We start from the raw sequence: 14,718 nt of genomic DNA, 5'->3' as shown, positions 1-14,718 counted from the left end.
ATGCAAAATCAGTATTCACACATAGTGTTAGGTTTGGGGGCCACGGGCTTGTCCGTGGTGCGCTATTTGTGTGGAAAGGGCATTACGCCATTGGTGATGGACAGTCGTCGGCAGCCTCCGGGCGCCGAAACGTTAGCGACGTCTTTTCCTGATGTGAAGCTGATTTCTGGCGGATTCGATTGCCGTTATCTTGTGCAAGCGACGCAGATCATTATCAGTCCAGGCATTGCCACTTATACCCCAGAGGTGCGTGCCGCTGTGGATATGGGCATTGAGGTGATTGGCGATGTGGAGCTATTTGCCCGTGAGATTGCTGACCGTAAACCTTGTGTGATTGGCATTACTGGCTCTAACGGAAAATCGACCGTCACTACGCTGGTGGGCGAGATGGCAAGGGAAGCGGGTATTGCTGTTGCCGTCGGAGGTAATATCGGTGTGCCTGCGCTGGATTTACTGCATGAAAATGCGGACTTATTTGTGCTTGAGTTGTCGAGCTTTCAATTGGAAACCACTCACAGTCTTAAGTGTGTGGTGGCGACCTGTTTGAATATCAGCGAAGACCACATGGACAGATACAGCGACATTGATGCCTACCGCGAGGCTAAATTACGTTTATACAAACAAACCCGTGCCGTACTTTTTAATCGTGACGATAAACTGACCGTACCGCCAGAACCAATGAACCAAAACAGTTTTGGTTTAGCGGCGCCAGAAGCGGACGAATGGGGCATCAGCGACAGCAAGATTTATCACGGCAGCAGCGAAATAATGCCGATCACTGAAGTGTCGCTGATTGGCAGCCATAACCATGCCAACCTACTTGCGGCGATGGCGCTTGTGGATGTCGTGGGTGTCGATAAGCACGTTATGGCAAAAGTGGCGCGTACTTTTACTGGCTTATCCCATCGCTGTGAAGTGGTTGGTGTTAAGAATGGCGTGACCTATGTCAATGACTCTAAAGCGACAAACGTCGGTGCTACAGTCGCCGCGCTCGATGGCTTGAGTGACCACTTAGGCGATATTATTTTGATTGCTGGCGGTGACGGTAAAGGGGCTGATTTTAAGCCTTTAGCTGTGGCTTTAGCTAAAGTTACACACCTCATCACCTTAGGCCGCGATGGTAAAAAGATTGCTGCATTGAAAGACGGCTCGATAAGAGTCGACACTATGGCTGCTGCGGTAGCGAAAGCCGCTGAATTGGCAACCTCTGGTGATATCGTTTTATTATCGCCAGCCTGCGCCAGTTTAGATATGTACAGTAACTTCATGGCTCGAGGTGATGATTTTAGAAACCTCGTGGGACAACTTAATGGCGAGTGATGCAAGACAACTTAGCCTATTTGGGCGTTTGCGTTTAGCAATACCCAATTGGCAACGTGATACCGAAGTCCCGGGCGTGCAATTGTACGACCGTGCTTTGCTCGCGGCTGTGTTGTCTTTGATTAGCTTCGGCTTTGTAATGGTGATGTCAGCCTCTATGCCTGAAGCGCAAACGCTCACGGGGAACCCATTTTATTTTATGACTCGCCATGTGGGTTATTTAGTGGGTTGCTTATTCATTGCGGCATTTGTGCTAAGAGTAGAGATGCAGACTTGGCAGCGCTGGAGCCCCATGTTGTTGTTGATTGTGGGTTTGATGTTGTTAGCTGTATTGGTAGTTGGTACTACGGTAAACGGTGCGACGCGTTGGTTATCCATAGGCCCTATTCGCATCCAGGTGGCGGAAGTCGCTAAATTTGCCTTCGCCATCTATATGGCGGGTTACTTAGTGAGGCGTCATCAGGAAGTGCGCGAGAATGCTAAAGGCTTCTATAAGCCGATTGCAGTATTTGCGATTTATGCTGTGCTGATTTTGATGCAGCCCGACTTAGGTACTGTGGTGGTGCTATTTGTTGGAACGGTTGGTTTATTGTTTTTAGCCGGTGCGCGTTTACTCGATTTCTTTGCCTTGATTTTTGCGGGCGTATTGGCGTTTGTGGCCCTAGTGCTATTGGAACCGTATCGTATCCGCCGAGTGACCTCCTTTATGGATCCTTGGCAAGATCCCTTCGGTAGCGGTTACCAGTTGACTCAATCTTTGATGGCCTATGGTCGCGGCGATTGGTTTGGCCAAGGGCTAGGTAATAGTATTCAAAAATTAGAATATTTACCCGAAGCGCACACAGACTTTATCTTTGCCGTGATCGGGGAAGAATTGGGCTTTATCGGCATTATTGCCGTGTTATCTGTACTGCTATTTGTGGCGCTGAGATCGATTCGTTTAGGTAATTTGTGTTTAGCCATGGATAAGCCATTTGAAGGTTATTTAGGTTATGCCATCGGTATTTGGATTTGTTTCCAGACTGTGGTGAATGTCGGCGCGAGTATCGGCATGTTGCCAACCAAAGGGCTGACATTACCTTTTATCAGTTACGGTGGTAGTAGTTTATGGGTCATGACTGCGGCAGCGATGATGTTGCTGCGCATTGATTACGAGCGGCGTATGACATTAGTTCAGGCCGTGCAAGGGAGATTGAAGTGATGACTCCAACAGGAAAACGTATTTTAGTCATGGCGGGTGGTACGGGAGGACATGTGTTCCCGGCACTGGCGGTGGCTAAGTATTTAGCTCAACAGGGTTGGCAAGTGCGTTGGTTAGGCACGGCCGATCGTATGGAGGCGCGTTTAGTGCCCCAGTATGGATTTGATATTGATTTCATTGATATCAAAGGTGTGCGCGGTAATGGTTTGATCCGAAAACTCGCGGCGCCCTTTAAAGTGGTGCGCTCAATATTGCAGGCTAAGGCCGTGATTGCTGAGTTTAAACCCGATGTGGTCCTTGGCATGGGCGGATTCGCCAGTGGCCCAGGTGGTGTGGCGGCAAGATTAGCCGGTATTCCATTGGTACTACATGAGCAAAATGCCATCCCAGGGATGACGAACAAGTTGTTGTCGCGGATTGCGACGCAAGTGTTATGTGCCTTTAAAAATACCTTTACCACAGTGAAGGCCAAGGTTGTTGGTAATCCGATTCGCCAAGAACTGATTGCCTTAGGTGCAGAACCAAAGCCAGAGGCTGATGAAGCCTTAAAAGTATTAGTTGTCGGCGGTAGCCTTGGCGCCAAAGTCTTTAACGATCTGATGCCTGAAGCTGTCGCGATACTGAGTCAGCAGCAGTCAGTGACGGTTTGGCATCAAGTGGGAAAAGATAATCTTACGGGCGTGAAGGCGGCATATCAGCAACAAGGACAAGATGGTGGCGTGAATATCGCTGAGTTTATCGACGATATGGAAGCCGCCTATCGCTGGGCTGATGTGGTATTGTGCCGAGCTGGCGCCTTGACTGTGTCTGAGTTAGCGGCGGTGGGGCTACCGAGTATTCTGGTACCTTATCCCCATGCAGTGGATGATCATCAAACCCGTAACGCTCAAGTATTGGTTGAGGTTGGCGCAGCTTTCCTATTGCCACAGGCCATCTTGGACGTGAATAAACTGGCGAACAAATTACAGTTGCTCGCCAATGACAGAACAGAATTAGCCCGTATGGGCCAAAGAGCGAGAGACGTTGCGGTACTGGATGCGACTGAACAAGTTGCCGCAGTGTGCATCAGCCTTGCTGAGAAAGGATAAGCATGACTAAGACAGAAAGATACGCACAACTGAGAAGTATGATCCCAGAAATGCGCCGTATTAAGCGTATTCACTTCGTCGGCATTGGCGGCGCGGGCATGGGCGGGATCGCCGAAGTGTTAGTGAACGAAGGCTATCAGGTGAGTGGTTCGGATATTGCGCAAAATGCCGTGACCGACAGATTGTGTTTACTCGGTGCCAAGATCCAAATTGGTCATGCCGCTGAAAACGTGCAGCAAGTGGATGTGGTCGTCGTATCAACCGCGATTAATCTGGAAAATCCAGAAATCCTTGCCGCTAAAGAATTACGTATTCCTATTGTGCGTCGTGCTGAGATGTTAGCCGAGTTGATGCGTTATCGACATGGTGTGGCGATTGCGGGCACCCATGGTAAAACCACGACAACGAGTCTTATCGCCAGCGTTTATGGTCAAGCTGGGCGGGACCCAACCTTTGTGATTGGTGGCTTGCTTAACAGTGCCGGTACCAATGCCAGATTAGGCACCAGCCGTTATTTGATTGCCGAAGCCGATGAGAGTGATGCGAGCTTTTTGCATTTGCAGCCTATGGTCAGTGTGGTGACCAACATCGAAGCTGATCATATGGATACTTATGGCGGTGATTTTGAAAAACTGAAATCGACTTTTGTGGATTTTCTACACAACTTGCCGTTCTACGGTGTCGCTGTGGTGTGCATTGATGATGCCGTCGTGCGTGAGATTCTGCCGCGTATTGGCCGTAAACACGTGACCTATGGTTTCAGTGACGATGCGGACGTGCAAGCACTTAATTTTAGCCAGCAAGGTCATCAGTGCCGTTTTACTGTCAGACGTAAAGCTAAAGAAGATCTCGATCTGGTGTTGAATTTACCGGGCCAACATAATGTGCTCAATGCGTTAGCGGCCATTGCGGTGGCGACTGAAGATGAAATCGACGATAACGCGATTACTCAGGCTTTAGTGGAGTTCCAAGGTATAGGGCGTCGTTTCCAGCATTTAGGCAAATTCGCCACGCCGAAGGGCGAAGTCATGTTAGTGGATGATTATGGTCATCATCCCAGCGAAGTTGCGGCGACCATTAAAGCTGCGCGTGCAGGATGGCCTGATAGGCGTTTGGTCATGGCGTATCAGCCGCACAGATACACTCGTACCCGTGATTTGTATGAGGATTTTGTGGAAGTGTTATCGCAAGTGGATTGCTTATTGTTACTCGATATTTACAGTGCGGGGGAAGCGCCGATCACAGGTGCGGATGGTCGCGCATTATGTCGTTCAATTCGCTTGCGTGGTCAGCTAGATCCGATCTTTATCGCAAGCCCAGATCTGCTTGCAGAAGTGTTGCCCGATGTATTGCAGGACGGGGATTTATTACTCACCCAAGGTGCGGGTAATATTGGCGCCCTGTCGCGACAGTTAGCGTCGTCTGGATTAGGGTTTGCTGTGGTGGAGTTACCTGCGCAAGCAAGCTGATCTTTAGCGCTTGATCTGCGAGAAAAAGGAAATTTTGACCAAAGGATTTTGGTCTATATAATGGCCGGTTTTCTGTGGTTTTTAATGGGTGTCGTTAAAGGTGGGATGAAGCGTGTCTTGGAGTGATAAGAGGCGGCACTGGCGGGCAAGAATGTCACGGTTTAATTGGTATCAATGGAGCGGGGCTGGCTTTTTATTCTTCATCGTAGCCAGTTTTGTATTTGGTGGCTATCAGTTACATAAATTTTTGAATGATGCCAGCAACTTGCCGATTGAGGCCGTTGCCATCAAAGGTGAGCGGGTTTACACCACAGATAAAGATATACAAGTAGCACTACAGCATTTAATGCAGCGCAGTTTTTTTAGTGCTGACATTACCTTAGTGCAGCAGGCGTTAGAAGCTTTACCTTGGGTGTATCGCGCATCGGTAAGGCGCGAGTGGCCAGCGAAACTCAGGGTGTATTTGCAAGAGCAACAACCCGCAGCCCATTGGAATGGTGACTTGTGGTTGAACGTGCATGGAGAAGTATTCGAAGCGCCATCGCACCCAGAGCTTGAGCATTTACCGCAATTATCTGGACCAAATGATATGGGCCTTGAGGTGTTGACAGTCTATGCACAGATCAACTCCCTACTAAAGATTAATGGCTTTACCTTAGCCAGTTTGAATTTAACGCCACGACATGCGTGGCACGCGACCCTTGGAAACGGTATCGTTTTAGATTTGGGTCGAGAAGATAAAATTGCACGGATACAACGATTTATTACTGTTTATCCGGTTTTGGCGAAACAAGAGAAATCCGTTGCCAGAGTAGATTTGCGCTACGACACAGGGTTGGCCGTAGGCTGGGGCGATGCACAAACAAGAGAGCCGATAATTAATGATCAAAAACCAAGATAGAAACCTTATCGTCGGATTGGACATAGGAACCTCTAAGGTCGCAGTGATCATAGGCGAAGTTCTGCCCGATGGCGAAATTAGCATAGTCGGCCTTGGTAACCATCCCTCAAGGGGTATGGATAAAGGTGGCGTGAACGATTTAGATTCGATAGTTCGCAGTGTGCAACGTGCGCTCGATCAAGCGGAATTAATGGCGGATTGCCAAGTGTCATCGGTTTACTTGAGTATTTCGGGTAAACACATCGCCTGCCAAAATGAAAACGGCATGGTATCGATCAACGATGAAGAAGTGACACAGGAAGATGTTGATAACGTGATCCATACGGCTCGCTCGGTGAAGATCCCGACCGAACGTCGCATTTTACACGTGCTGCCGCAGGAATATGCAATCGACGTTCAAGACGGTATTCGCAGCCCAATCGGTATGTCCGGTATGCGTATGGAGGCCAAGGTACACATAGTGACCTGCGCCAATGATATGGCGAAGAATATTACTAAGAGCGTTGAGCGTTGTGGCCTTAAGGTCGACGACTTAGTGTTCTCTGGGATTGCTTCAGCCGATGCTGTGTTGACCTTCGATGAGAAAGATTTAGGTGTGTGTATCGTCGATATCGGCGGTGGCACCACGGATATCGCGGTATATACCAATGGCGCCTTGCGTCATTGTGCGGTTGTACCGGTTGCTGGTAACCAAGTGACGAACGACATTGCGAAGATTTTCCGCACGCCATCGTCACATGCTGAACAAATTAAAGTGCAGTTCGCCTGTGCGCGCAGTTCTATGGTGAGCCGCGAAGACAGTATTGAAGTGCCATCGGTAGGTGGTCGTCCATCGCGTAGCATGTCACGTCACACGCTCGCCGAAGTGGTAGAACCAAGATACCAAGAGCTGTTTGAGCTTGTGCTTAAAGAGTTGAAAGACAGTGGGTTAGAAGATCAAATCGCCGCAGGTATTGTGCTCACAGGTGGCACAGCGTCGATTCAAGGTGTGGTCGATATTGCGGAAGCGACTTTTGGCATGCCAGTTCGCGTAGCGTCACCGCTACCGATCAAAGGTTTATATGAATACGTGGACCAGTCTATTTACTCCACAGGAGTCGGACTGCTTCATTACGGCGCACGACGGGTGATCGAACGTCAGTTCGAACGTCCTGAGCGCCAAGGGGTAACTAGCGCTTGGAATCGGGTCCAAAGCTGGTTTAAGGGCGAATTTTAATTTTCATAACGCAGGCAACACGGAGATCAGACAATGTTTGAGATCATGGATACTCACTCAGACGACGCGGTGATTAAAGTCATCGGCGTTGGCGGCGGCGGCGGTAACGCTGTCGAACATATGGTCAAACACAACATTGAAGGTGTTGAGTTTATCGTTACCAATACAGACGCTCAGGCCCTGAGAAAATCAGGCGCTGGCTCAACAATTCAATTAGGACGCGATGTCACTAAAGGTCTTGGAGCAGGGGCAAACCCAGATGTGGGTCGTGCTGCTGCTGAAGAAGACCGCGAAAACATTCGCGCGGCAATCAAAGGTTCTGACATGATCTTTATCGCTGCCGGTATGGGCGGTGGTACAGGTACAGGTGCTGCACCTGTTGTGGCTCAAATCGCACGTGAAGAAGGTATTCTGACCGTTGCGGTTGTGACTAAGCCTTTCCCATTCGAAGGGAAAAAACGTATGGCTTACGCTGAGCAAGGTATTGCTGAGCTGGCTAAGCACGTGGATTCGTTAATCACGATCCCGAACGAAAAATTATTAAAAGTATTGGGCCGTGGTACTTCTTTACTCGATGCGTTCGCCGCAGCGAATAACGTGTTACTTGGGGCGGTACAAGGTATTGCCGAGCTTATCACTCGTCCTGGTCTGATTAACGTCGACTTCGCCGACGTGAAGACTGTGATGTCTGAAATGGGTAATGCCATGATGGGTACTGGCGTTGCTCGTGGTGAAGACCGTGCTGAAGAAGCGGCCGAAGCTGCTGTTGCCAGCCCATTATTAGAAGACATCGACTTAGCCGGTGCGCGTGGTGTGTTAGTTAACATTACTGCGGGTATGGACATGAGTATCGAAGAATTCGAAACGGTTGGTAACCACGTTAAGGCTTACGCCTCTGACAACGCAACTGTCGTGGTTGGTGCTGTCATCGACCCAGAAATGAGTGATGAGTTGCGTGTAACGGTTGTTGCGACTGGTATTGGTGCTGAAAAGCGTCCAGATATCCAATTGGTTTCTAAACCTGCACCTCGTCCAGAGCCTGTAGTTGTTGAACCAAAAGTCGAAGCTTATGTCGAAGAAGCTGCACATGTGAACTATGCAGCGCCAAAAGGCAACGTGTTGCCAGCGGCTCCGCAGCCAGCTCCTACGCCTGCACCATCGACAAAGCATGAATTGGATTATCTTGATATTCCAGCATTTTTGCGTAAGCAAGCCGACTAGCGAGAGCGTTTGAGTCCAGCGTAATATGTGAGGTGTTGTTCGTTTTGGGCAATACCACAACATAGCTGCATTTGTGTGACATAATAAAGTTATGTTATTATGTTGAACCAGTGCGGCTCGATTTGCCGACGCTGAGTGTACAAATATTAGGCTTTATAATTGGCATATAAACGGGTAACTGAATGATATTTCAACGAACTGTTCAGAAAATGGTGAAAACAACTGGTGTCGGATTGCATTCTGGCAACAAGGTCACTTTGAGCATTATGCCCGCGCCCGTTAATTCAGGGATCGTACTCGTGCGCACCGATTTGAGTCCTGCCGTCGCCATTCCAGCGAAGGCGGAGCAAGTTCGTGAAACCACTATGTGTACGGCACTTGTCAATGACGAAGGTATTCGTATCTCGACCATTGAGCATTTATTTGCAGCACTTGCGGGTTTAGGCATAGATAACGCTGTAATCGAAGTGGACGCGCCTGAAATTCCTATTATGGATGGCAGTGCAAGCCCATTCGTCTTCTTGTTGCAGTCTGCTGGTATTAAAGAGCAGGCCGCGCCTAAGAAGTATTTAAAGATTAAGCGCACTGTGCGCGTTGAAGATGGCGATAAATGGGCCGAGTTAAAACCGTTTAAAGGTTTTAGAGTCAATTTTAAAATTGATTTTGCGCACCCAGAAATCGCTCGTAGCCAACAGCATGTGGTGATGGACTTTTCAACTTCTGCTTTCGTGAAAGATATCAGCCGCGCCCGTACTTTTGGGTTTATGCGTGATATCGAATATTTGCGAGCCAACAACCTAGCGTTGGGCGGCAGCATGGAAAACGCTGTTGTACTTGATGAATATCGCGTCCTTAATCCCGACGGCCTGCGTTATGAGGACGAATTTGTTAAGCACAAAATTCTAGATGCGTTTGGTGATTTATATGTAGCTGGGCACGCTATTTTAGGTGAGTTCACTGCGTATAAAACTGGTCATGCGTTGAACAACCAATTGGTGCGTGCTTTACTCGCGCAACAAGATGCGTGGGAGTTGGTCAGCTTCGAAAAAGAAGCCGATGTCCCCGTCAGCTTTACCGTACCAGGTGGCGCTGTATTTGCTTAAAAAGCGGTAAGATTATTTATTACGGCTGGCCAATGAGGCCAGCCGTTTTAGTTTTTCACCCAGTGAACCGCCAATATTTTCCGCTAATGCTGCAATGTGCTCCGCTGCTGCTGGGCTTAATTCTTTATGTCCCTGTTTAGGCTTTGCGTCATACATTGCTAATCTCGGGTTGACTTTAACTTCAATTGCGGTAAGGATTGGGAGCGTTTCTGCTTGAAGCTGGGTTAATAGCTTCGGCTTTTGGAAATTAATTCGCGCAGCCCAGGCTGCCGAAGTGGTTTCAACCACAAGAACACCCTGGCGGAAATTAGCGACTTTTAGTTGCTCCGCAACAGGACCTGCAATAATCTGCTTCACATGCTGATCCAGATACATAAGTAGTTCCGCTTTCTCAGCAAGGTCGGGTAATTTTCCCGATTGATGCAGTAATTGGCTGAGATCTTGAGGGGGCTTTTTCATATGATAATAAGATGGCTGAATTAGGCTATGAGTGTAACAGTATTTATTCAAGGTCGGAATGGCGTCACACGCTGGCAGCCCAGTAAACGCTGGTTGCTACTTCCAATACTATTGTTGGCCACTGGGTCCGGTATTTATCAACACAACTCCGCTCGATTTCAAGATCAGCAAGCCAGTGTCGATAACGATCGTCTCGTGCGCGAACAGCAAAAGAAACAAGTCTTAGAGCTTAAAAGTGCTACTGAGTCTCAACTGGCTATGCTTGTGACTCATGTTGCACGTATGCAAGCCAAGATCACCCGTCTCGAAGCTTTAGGTCAACAGGTCGCTCAGCAGAATAAGTTGGATGAAGATTTTGATTTTTCATCCGAGGTTGGTGTGGGTGGTTTGAGCGAACTAGGCACTAACATCGAGCTCGGACAGCTTATCGACGATATGGATAAGTTGGCATCACGAATTGACAATAATAATGTTCAGCTTTCACTACTTGAAACAGTGTCATCTAACCACCATATAGATGATGAACGTTATATATCAGGTATCCCGCTCGATAAAGGTTGGTTATCGTCGCCCTACGGATTACGTAATGACCCTTTCAACGGTCGCAGGTCTGTGCATAAGGGGATTGATTTTACCGGTCGAGAAGGAGCTAAAGTTGTTGCGACTGCTGCAGGCGTGGTGACTTTTGCTGGAAATATGTTCGGTTATGGCGAATTGGTTGAAATCGACCATGGTAACGGTTTGCATACGCGTTATGGCCATAATAAAGCTTTGTCAGTGACTGTAGGTGATGTGGTCGCAAAAGGCGATGCTATCGCCAGTATGGGAAGCACTGGGCGCTCAACTGGGGCTCATGTGCATTATGAAGTGTTGCGCGGCGGACAGCAGATAGATCCACAAAAGTTTGTCTACCGCAAAGCAAGTTAATTGAAACATTGGCTTCTAGTTTCCATCATGGACTTGGCCTACAGAGAATAAGTGATTCAGATGTTTGGTAAATTACTGACAAAAGTATTTGGTAGTCGCAACGACCGCACCCTTAAAGGGCTTCAAAAGATCGTTATTAGCATTAACGCATTAGAAGCTGATTATGAAAAATTAACCGATGAAGCATTAAAGGCGAAAACCGCAGAGTTCCGTGAGCGTTTAGCTGCTGGAGCTTCATTAGATAGCATCATGGCTGAAGCCTTTGCTACAGTGCGTGAAGCGTCTAAGCGTGTATTTGATATGCGTCATTTCGACGTACAGTTACTCGGCGGTATGGTACTCGACAGCAACCGTATTGCTGAAATGCGTACGGGTGAAGGTAAAACCTTAACGGCAACCTTACCCGCCTACTTAAACGCATTGACAGGCAAAGGCGTCCACGTGATTACAGTGAACGATTACTTGGCACGTCGTGATGCCGAGAATAACCGCCCACTGTTTGAGTTCCTTGGTTTAACCGTAGGAATCAACGTCGCAGGCATTGGCCAACATGAGAAGAAATCTGCGTATAACGCCGATATCACTTACGGGACCAACAACGAGTTTGGTTTCGATTATCTGCGCGATAACATGGCGTTTTCACCGCAAGAACGGGTTCAACGTCCGTTGCATTACGCCCTAATCGATGAAGTGGATTCAATCTTAATCGACGAAGCGCGTACGCCGCTGATCATTTCTGGCGCTGCCGAAGATAGCTCTGAGCTATACATCAAGATCAACACCCTGATCCCTAATCTTATCCGTCAAGATAAAGAAGATACGGAAGAGTTTGTGGGTGAGGGCGACTACAGCATCGATGAAAAAGCCAAACAAGTGCATTTTACCGAACGTGGTCAAGAAAAAGTAGAAAACCTGTTGATCGAGCGCGGCATGTTAGCCGAAGGCGACTCACTCTATTCTGCAGCTAATATTTCCCTGTTACACCACGTCAACGCGGCGCTTCGTGCGCACACGCTGTTTGAACGTGATGTGGATTACATAGTACAAGACAACGAAGTCATCATAGTCGATGAACACACGGGTCGTACTATGCCAGGTCGTCGTTGGTCAGAAGGCTTACATCAAGCTGTCGAAGCCAAAGAAGGCGTACACATTCAAAACGAAAACCAAACATTAGCTTCGATCACTTTCCAGAACTACTTCCGTCAATACGAGAAGCTGGCAGGTATGACAGGTACAGCTGACACTGAAGCGTTTGAATGGATTTAGTTTATTTGACCGCCGATGAAAAATATCAAGCGATCATTAAAGACATTAAAGATTGCCGTGAACGTGGTCAGCCAGTATTGGTGGGTACAGTATCAATCGAACAGTCTGAACTGTTAGCGCGCTTAATGGTGCAGGAAAAGATCCCGCACGAAGTTTTAAATGCTAAATTCCACGAACGAGAAGCTGAAATCGTCGCGCAAGCTGGCCGTACTGGCTCTGTGACTATTGCGACGAACATGGCAGGTCGTGGTACCGATATCGTGCTTGGCGGCAACTGGAACATGGAAATCGATGAACTCGATAATCCAACAGCAGAGCAAAAAGCTAAGATCAAAGCCGATTGGCAAATTCGTCATGATGAAGTCGTTGCTGCGGGTGGTTTACATATCCTAGGCACAGAACGTCACGAATCACGCCGTATCGATAACCAGTTACGTGGTCGTGCGGGTCGTCAAGGTGACGCGGGTTCATCACGCTTCTACCTGTCGATGGAAGATAGCTTAATGCGTATCTTCGCCTCGGATCGTGTCTCTGGCATGATGAAAAAGCTGGGTATGGAAGAAGGCGAAGCGATCGAGCATCCATGGGTGTCTCGCGCAATTGAAAACGCTCAACGTAAAGTTGAAGCCCGTAACTTCGATATCCGTAAGCAATTACTCGAATTTGATGACGTCGCTAACGATCAACGCCAAGTGGTTTACGCCCAGCGCAATGAGTTGATGGATGCGGAAAGTATTGAAGATACTATCCAAAACATCCAAGACGATGTAATTGGCGCGGTAATCGATCAATATATTCCGCCGCAATCAGTAGAAGAGTTGTGGGATATCCCGGGTTTAGAGCAACGTCTACACCAAGAATTTATGCTCAAATTACCTATCCAAGAATGGTTAGATAAAGAAGACGATCTGCATGAAGAGAGTCTACGTGAGCGTATTATCACTGCTTGGGGCGATGCGTATAAGGCAAAAGAAGAAATGGTTGGCGCACAAGTGCTACGCCAGTTCGAGAAAGCCGTTATGCTGCAAACGCTCGATGGTCTGTGGAAAGAACACTTAGCGGCGATGGACCATCTGCGTCAAGGTATCCACTTACGTGGTTACGCGCAGAAGAATCCAAAGCAAGAATATAAGCGTGAGTCGTTTGAGTTATTCCAACAACTGCTGAACACCTTGAAACACGACGTCATCAGTGTGCTGTCGAAAGTACAAGTGCAAGCTCAGTCAGATGTGGAAGAAATGGAAGCGCGTCGTCGTGAAGAAGATGCCAAGATCCAGCGCGACTATCAACACGCAGCGGCAGAGTCGCTTGTTGGCGGTGATGATGAGCATGAAGCTGTCACTGCGCAAGCACCTATGATCCGTGATGGTGACAAAGTGGGTCGCAACGATCCTTGTCCTTGTGGCTCTGGTCGTAAGTACAAACAATGTCACGGCAAGTTAAGTTAATCTGCTGACAGATTAAGCCTACTGAATAAGTAGAATAAAACGTACACTAAAGGCAACTTATTTAAGTTGCCTTTTTATTTCCTCTTTAATAAGCCTAGCGCTTACTCTCGTGTCATCCGGATTACATTCTTACTCTTCTTTATATAGCTAATCGTCGTTATTCCCCATTGAACATCATTTCACTCTTATCTATAGCCACTAAAGTTAACCCGCCGCTGTAGCAAATTTAACCGTTAAAACCCATTTTGTGGATAAGTCTGAGGATAAAGTGGGGGTATTGTGTGACTAACTGAAAGTATTAAAAAAAGATCCATTTTTCTCAAAAAAGCCCTTGCGGACTTTCTCAATCTCCCTATAATGCGCATCCACTGACACGGCAGACAGCGTAACGCAAGTTAAGCAAAGAAAGCCAAGCAGTTCATCGGTTAGCGAGCTAAACGATGAGTGTTGAGAAAGTTGAAAAAACTACTTGACGCACTAACGGGAATGCGTAGAATACGCAGCCCTGACCCGCTGAAAACTCAGTGTGTGGTCAACGCTCTTTAACAATTTATCAAGCAAATCTGTGTGGACACTCACAGGTGTTGAGTTAATCGAAACTGCTTAACCTTTGGGTTGGCAGTCAAAAATTTAAATCAATGTAACAATGAGTGTTCATAGCAATATGTACAGTTTGTTTCTGCTTTTAAGTGGGAACAAAAATCAGAATTCATTGAGCCGCTGAAGTCGCAAGACGGAAGCAAAAAAACTTTAATTGAAGAGTTTGATCATGGCTCAGATTGAACGCTGGCGGCAGGCCTAACACATGCAAGTCGAGCGGCAGCRCAAGGGAGTTTACTCCTGAGGYGGCGAGCGGCGGACGGGTGAGTAATGCCTAGGGATCTGCCCAGTCGAGGGGGATAACAGTTGGAAACGACTGCTAATACCGCATACGCCCTACGGGGGAAAGGAGGGGACCTTCGGGCCTTCCGCGATTGGATGAACCTAGGTGGGATTAGCTAGTTGGTGAGGTAATGGCTCACCAAGGCGACGATCCCTAGCTGTTCTGAGAGGATGATCAGCCACACTGGGACTGAGACACGGCCCAGACTCCTAC

At 47.9% G+C, this 14,718-nt stretch carries 10 protein-coding genes, 1 rRNA gene and 1 pseudogene; 11 read left to right on the top strand and 1 reads right to left on the bottom strand.

Annotated elements, in window-relative coordinates:
• The 8 genes from murD to lpxC all read left to right on the top strand — a co-directional run bounded on the left by murD (position 1) and on the right by lpxC (position 9,519).
• A complete protein-coding gene (gene murD / locus L5L97_RS11355) occupies positions 1–1,320 on the top strand; it encodes a UDP-N-acetylmuramoyl-L-alanine--D-glutamate ligase (protein ID WP_131525724.1) in 1,320 nt (439 codons plus the stop codon).
• Positions 1,310–2,521, top strand: coding sequence for a cell division protein FtsW (ftsW, locus tag L5L97_RS11350; protein WP_113941076.1), 1,212 nt, complete (start codon positions 1,310–1,312; stop codon positions 2,519–2,521). The genes murD and ftsW overlap by 11 nt, the downstream gene beginning before the upstream one ends.
• Positions 2,521–3,609 carry an undecaprenyldiphospho-muramoylpentapeptide beta-N-acetylglucosaminyltransferase gene (gene murG, locus L5L97_RS11345; RefSeq protein ID WP_263182142.1) on the top strand — a complete coding sequence of 363 codons (1,089 nt, stop codon included), beginning with the start codon at positions 2,521–2,523 and terminating at the stop codon, positions 3,607–3,609. The genes ftsW and murG overlap by 1 nt, the downstream gene beginning before the upstream one ends.
• A 2-nt stretch (positions 3,610–3,611) precedes the next feature.
• Positions 3,612–5,078, top strand: coding sequence for a UDP-N-acetylmuramate--L-alanine ligase (gene murC / locus L5L97_RS11340; RefSeq protein WP_173247341.1), 1,467 nt, complete (start codon positions 3,612–3,614; stop codon positions 5,076–5,078).
• 151 nt (positions 5,079–5,229) lie between these two features.
• Entirely contained in the window at positions 5,230–5,979 is a 750-nt protein-coding gene (locus L5L97_RS11335) for a cell division protein FtsQ/DivIB (protein WP_168826587.1), read from the top strand.
• The gene (gene ftsA, locus L5L97_RS11330) at positions 5,960–7,195 is read left to right on the top strand and encodes a cell division protein FtsA (protein ID WP_006079897.1); all 1,236 of its coding nucleotides are present in this window, start codon (positions 5,960–5,962) and stop codon (positions 7,193–7,195) included. Before L5L97_RS11335 ends, ftsA begins: the two co-directional genes overlap by 20 nt.
• Before the next feature lie 33 nt (positions 7,196–7,228).
• The gene (ftsZ, locus tag L5L97_RS11325) at positions 7,229–8,416 is read left to right on the top strand and encodes a cell division protein FtsZ (protein WP_106648312.1); all 1,188 of its coding nucleotides are present in this window, start codon (positions 7,229–7,231) and stop codon (positions 8,414–8,416) included.
• A gap of 182 nt (positions 8,417–8,598) precedes the next feature.
• Positions 8,599–9,519, top strand: coding sequence for a UDP-3-O-acyl-N-acetylglucosamine deacetylase (gene lpxC, locus L5L97_RS11320; protein ID WP_198572582.1), 921 nt, complete (start codon positions 8,599–8,601; stop codon positions 9,517–9,519).
• 12 nt (positions 9,520–9,531) lie between these two features.
• Here lpxC and L5L97_RS11315 read toward each other — a convergent pair whose 3' ends face one another.
• Complete coding sequence (locus L5L97_RS11315; RefSeq protein WP_106648311.1) at positions 9,532–9,978, bottom strand: DUF721 domain-containing protein; 447 nt, start codon at positions 9,976–9,978, stop codon at positions 9,532–9,534.
• Positions 9,979–10,005: 27 nt separating this feature from the next.
• Between L5L97_RS11315 and L5L97_RS11310 the strand changes: the two genes are divergently transcribed.
• The 3 genes and pseudogenes from L5L97_RS11310 to L5L97_RS11300 all read left to right on the top strand — a co-directional run.
• A complete protein-coding gene (locus tag L5L97_RS11310; protein ID WP_105251201.1) occupies positions 10,006–10,905 on the top strand; it encodes a M23 family metallopeptidase in 900 nt (299 codons plus the stop codon).
• Between the two features lie 60 nt (positions 10,906–10,965).
• Positions 10,966–13,622, top strand: a pseudogene (secA, locus tag L5L97_RS11305) (preprotein translocase subunit SecA).
• Positions 13,623–14,373: 751 nt separating this feature from the next.
• Positions 14,374–14,718: ribosomal RNA gene (locus L5L97_RS11300) — 16S ribosomal RNA — on the top strand; the annotation flags it as partial.

The sequence above is a fragment of the Shewanella sp. SM71 genome (assembly GCF_025653905.1).
Classification (GTDB): domain Bacteria; phylum Pseudomonadota; class Gammaproteobacteria; order Enterobacterales; family Shewanellaceae; genus Shewanella; species Shewanella oncorhynchi.
This window is presented reverse-complemented; position numbering and strand designations above follow the sequence as displayed.

Bases quoted from the DNA above. Each gene is read 5' to 3' on its own strand.
- murC (WP_173247341.1), top strand. From the start codon at position 3,612: ATGACTAAGACAGAAAGATACGCACAACTGAGAAGTATGATCCCAGAA.
- ftsZ (WP_106648312.1), top strand. From the start codon at position 7,229: ATGTTTGAGATCATGGATACTCACTCAGACGACGCGGTGATTAAAGTC.
- L5L97_RS11335 (WP_168826587.1), top strand. From the start codon at position 5,230: ATGTCACGGTTTAATTGGTATCAATGGAGCGGGGCTGGCTTTTTATTC.
- ftsW (WP_113941076.1), top strand. From the start codon at position 1,310: ATGGCGAGTGATGCAAGACAACTTAGCCTATTTGGGCGTTTGCGTTTA.
- ftsA (WP_006079897.1), top strand. From the start codon at position 5,960: ATGATCAAAAACCAAGATAGAAACCTTATCGTCGGATTGGACATAGGA.
- murD (WP_131525724.1), top strand. From the start codon at position 1: ATGCAAAATCAGTATTCACACATAGTGTTAGGTTTGGGGGCCACGGGC.
- murG (WP_263182142.1), top strand. From the start codon at position 2,521: ATGACTCCAACAGGAAAACGTATTTTAGTCATGGCGGGTGGTACGGGA.
- L5L97_RS11310 (WP_105251201.1), top strand. From the start codon at position 10,006: ATGAGTGTAACAGTATTTATTCAAGGTCGGAATGGCGTCACACGCTGG.
- L5L97_RS11315 (WP_106648311.1), bottom strand. From the start codon at position 9,978: ATGAAAAAGCCCCCTCAAGATCTCAGCCAATTACTGCATCAATCGGGA.
- lpxC (WP_198572582.1), top strand. From the start codon at position 8,599: ATGATATTTCAACGAACTGTTCAGAAAATGGTGAAAACAACTGGTGTC.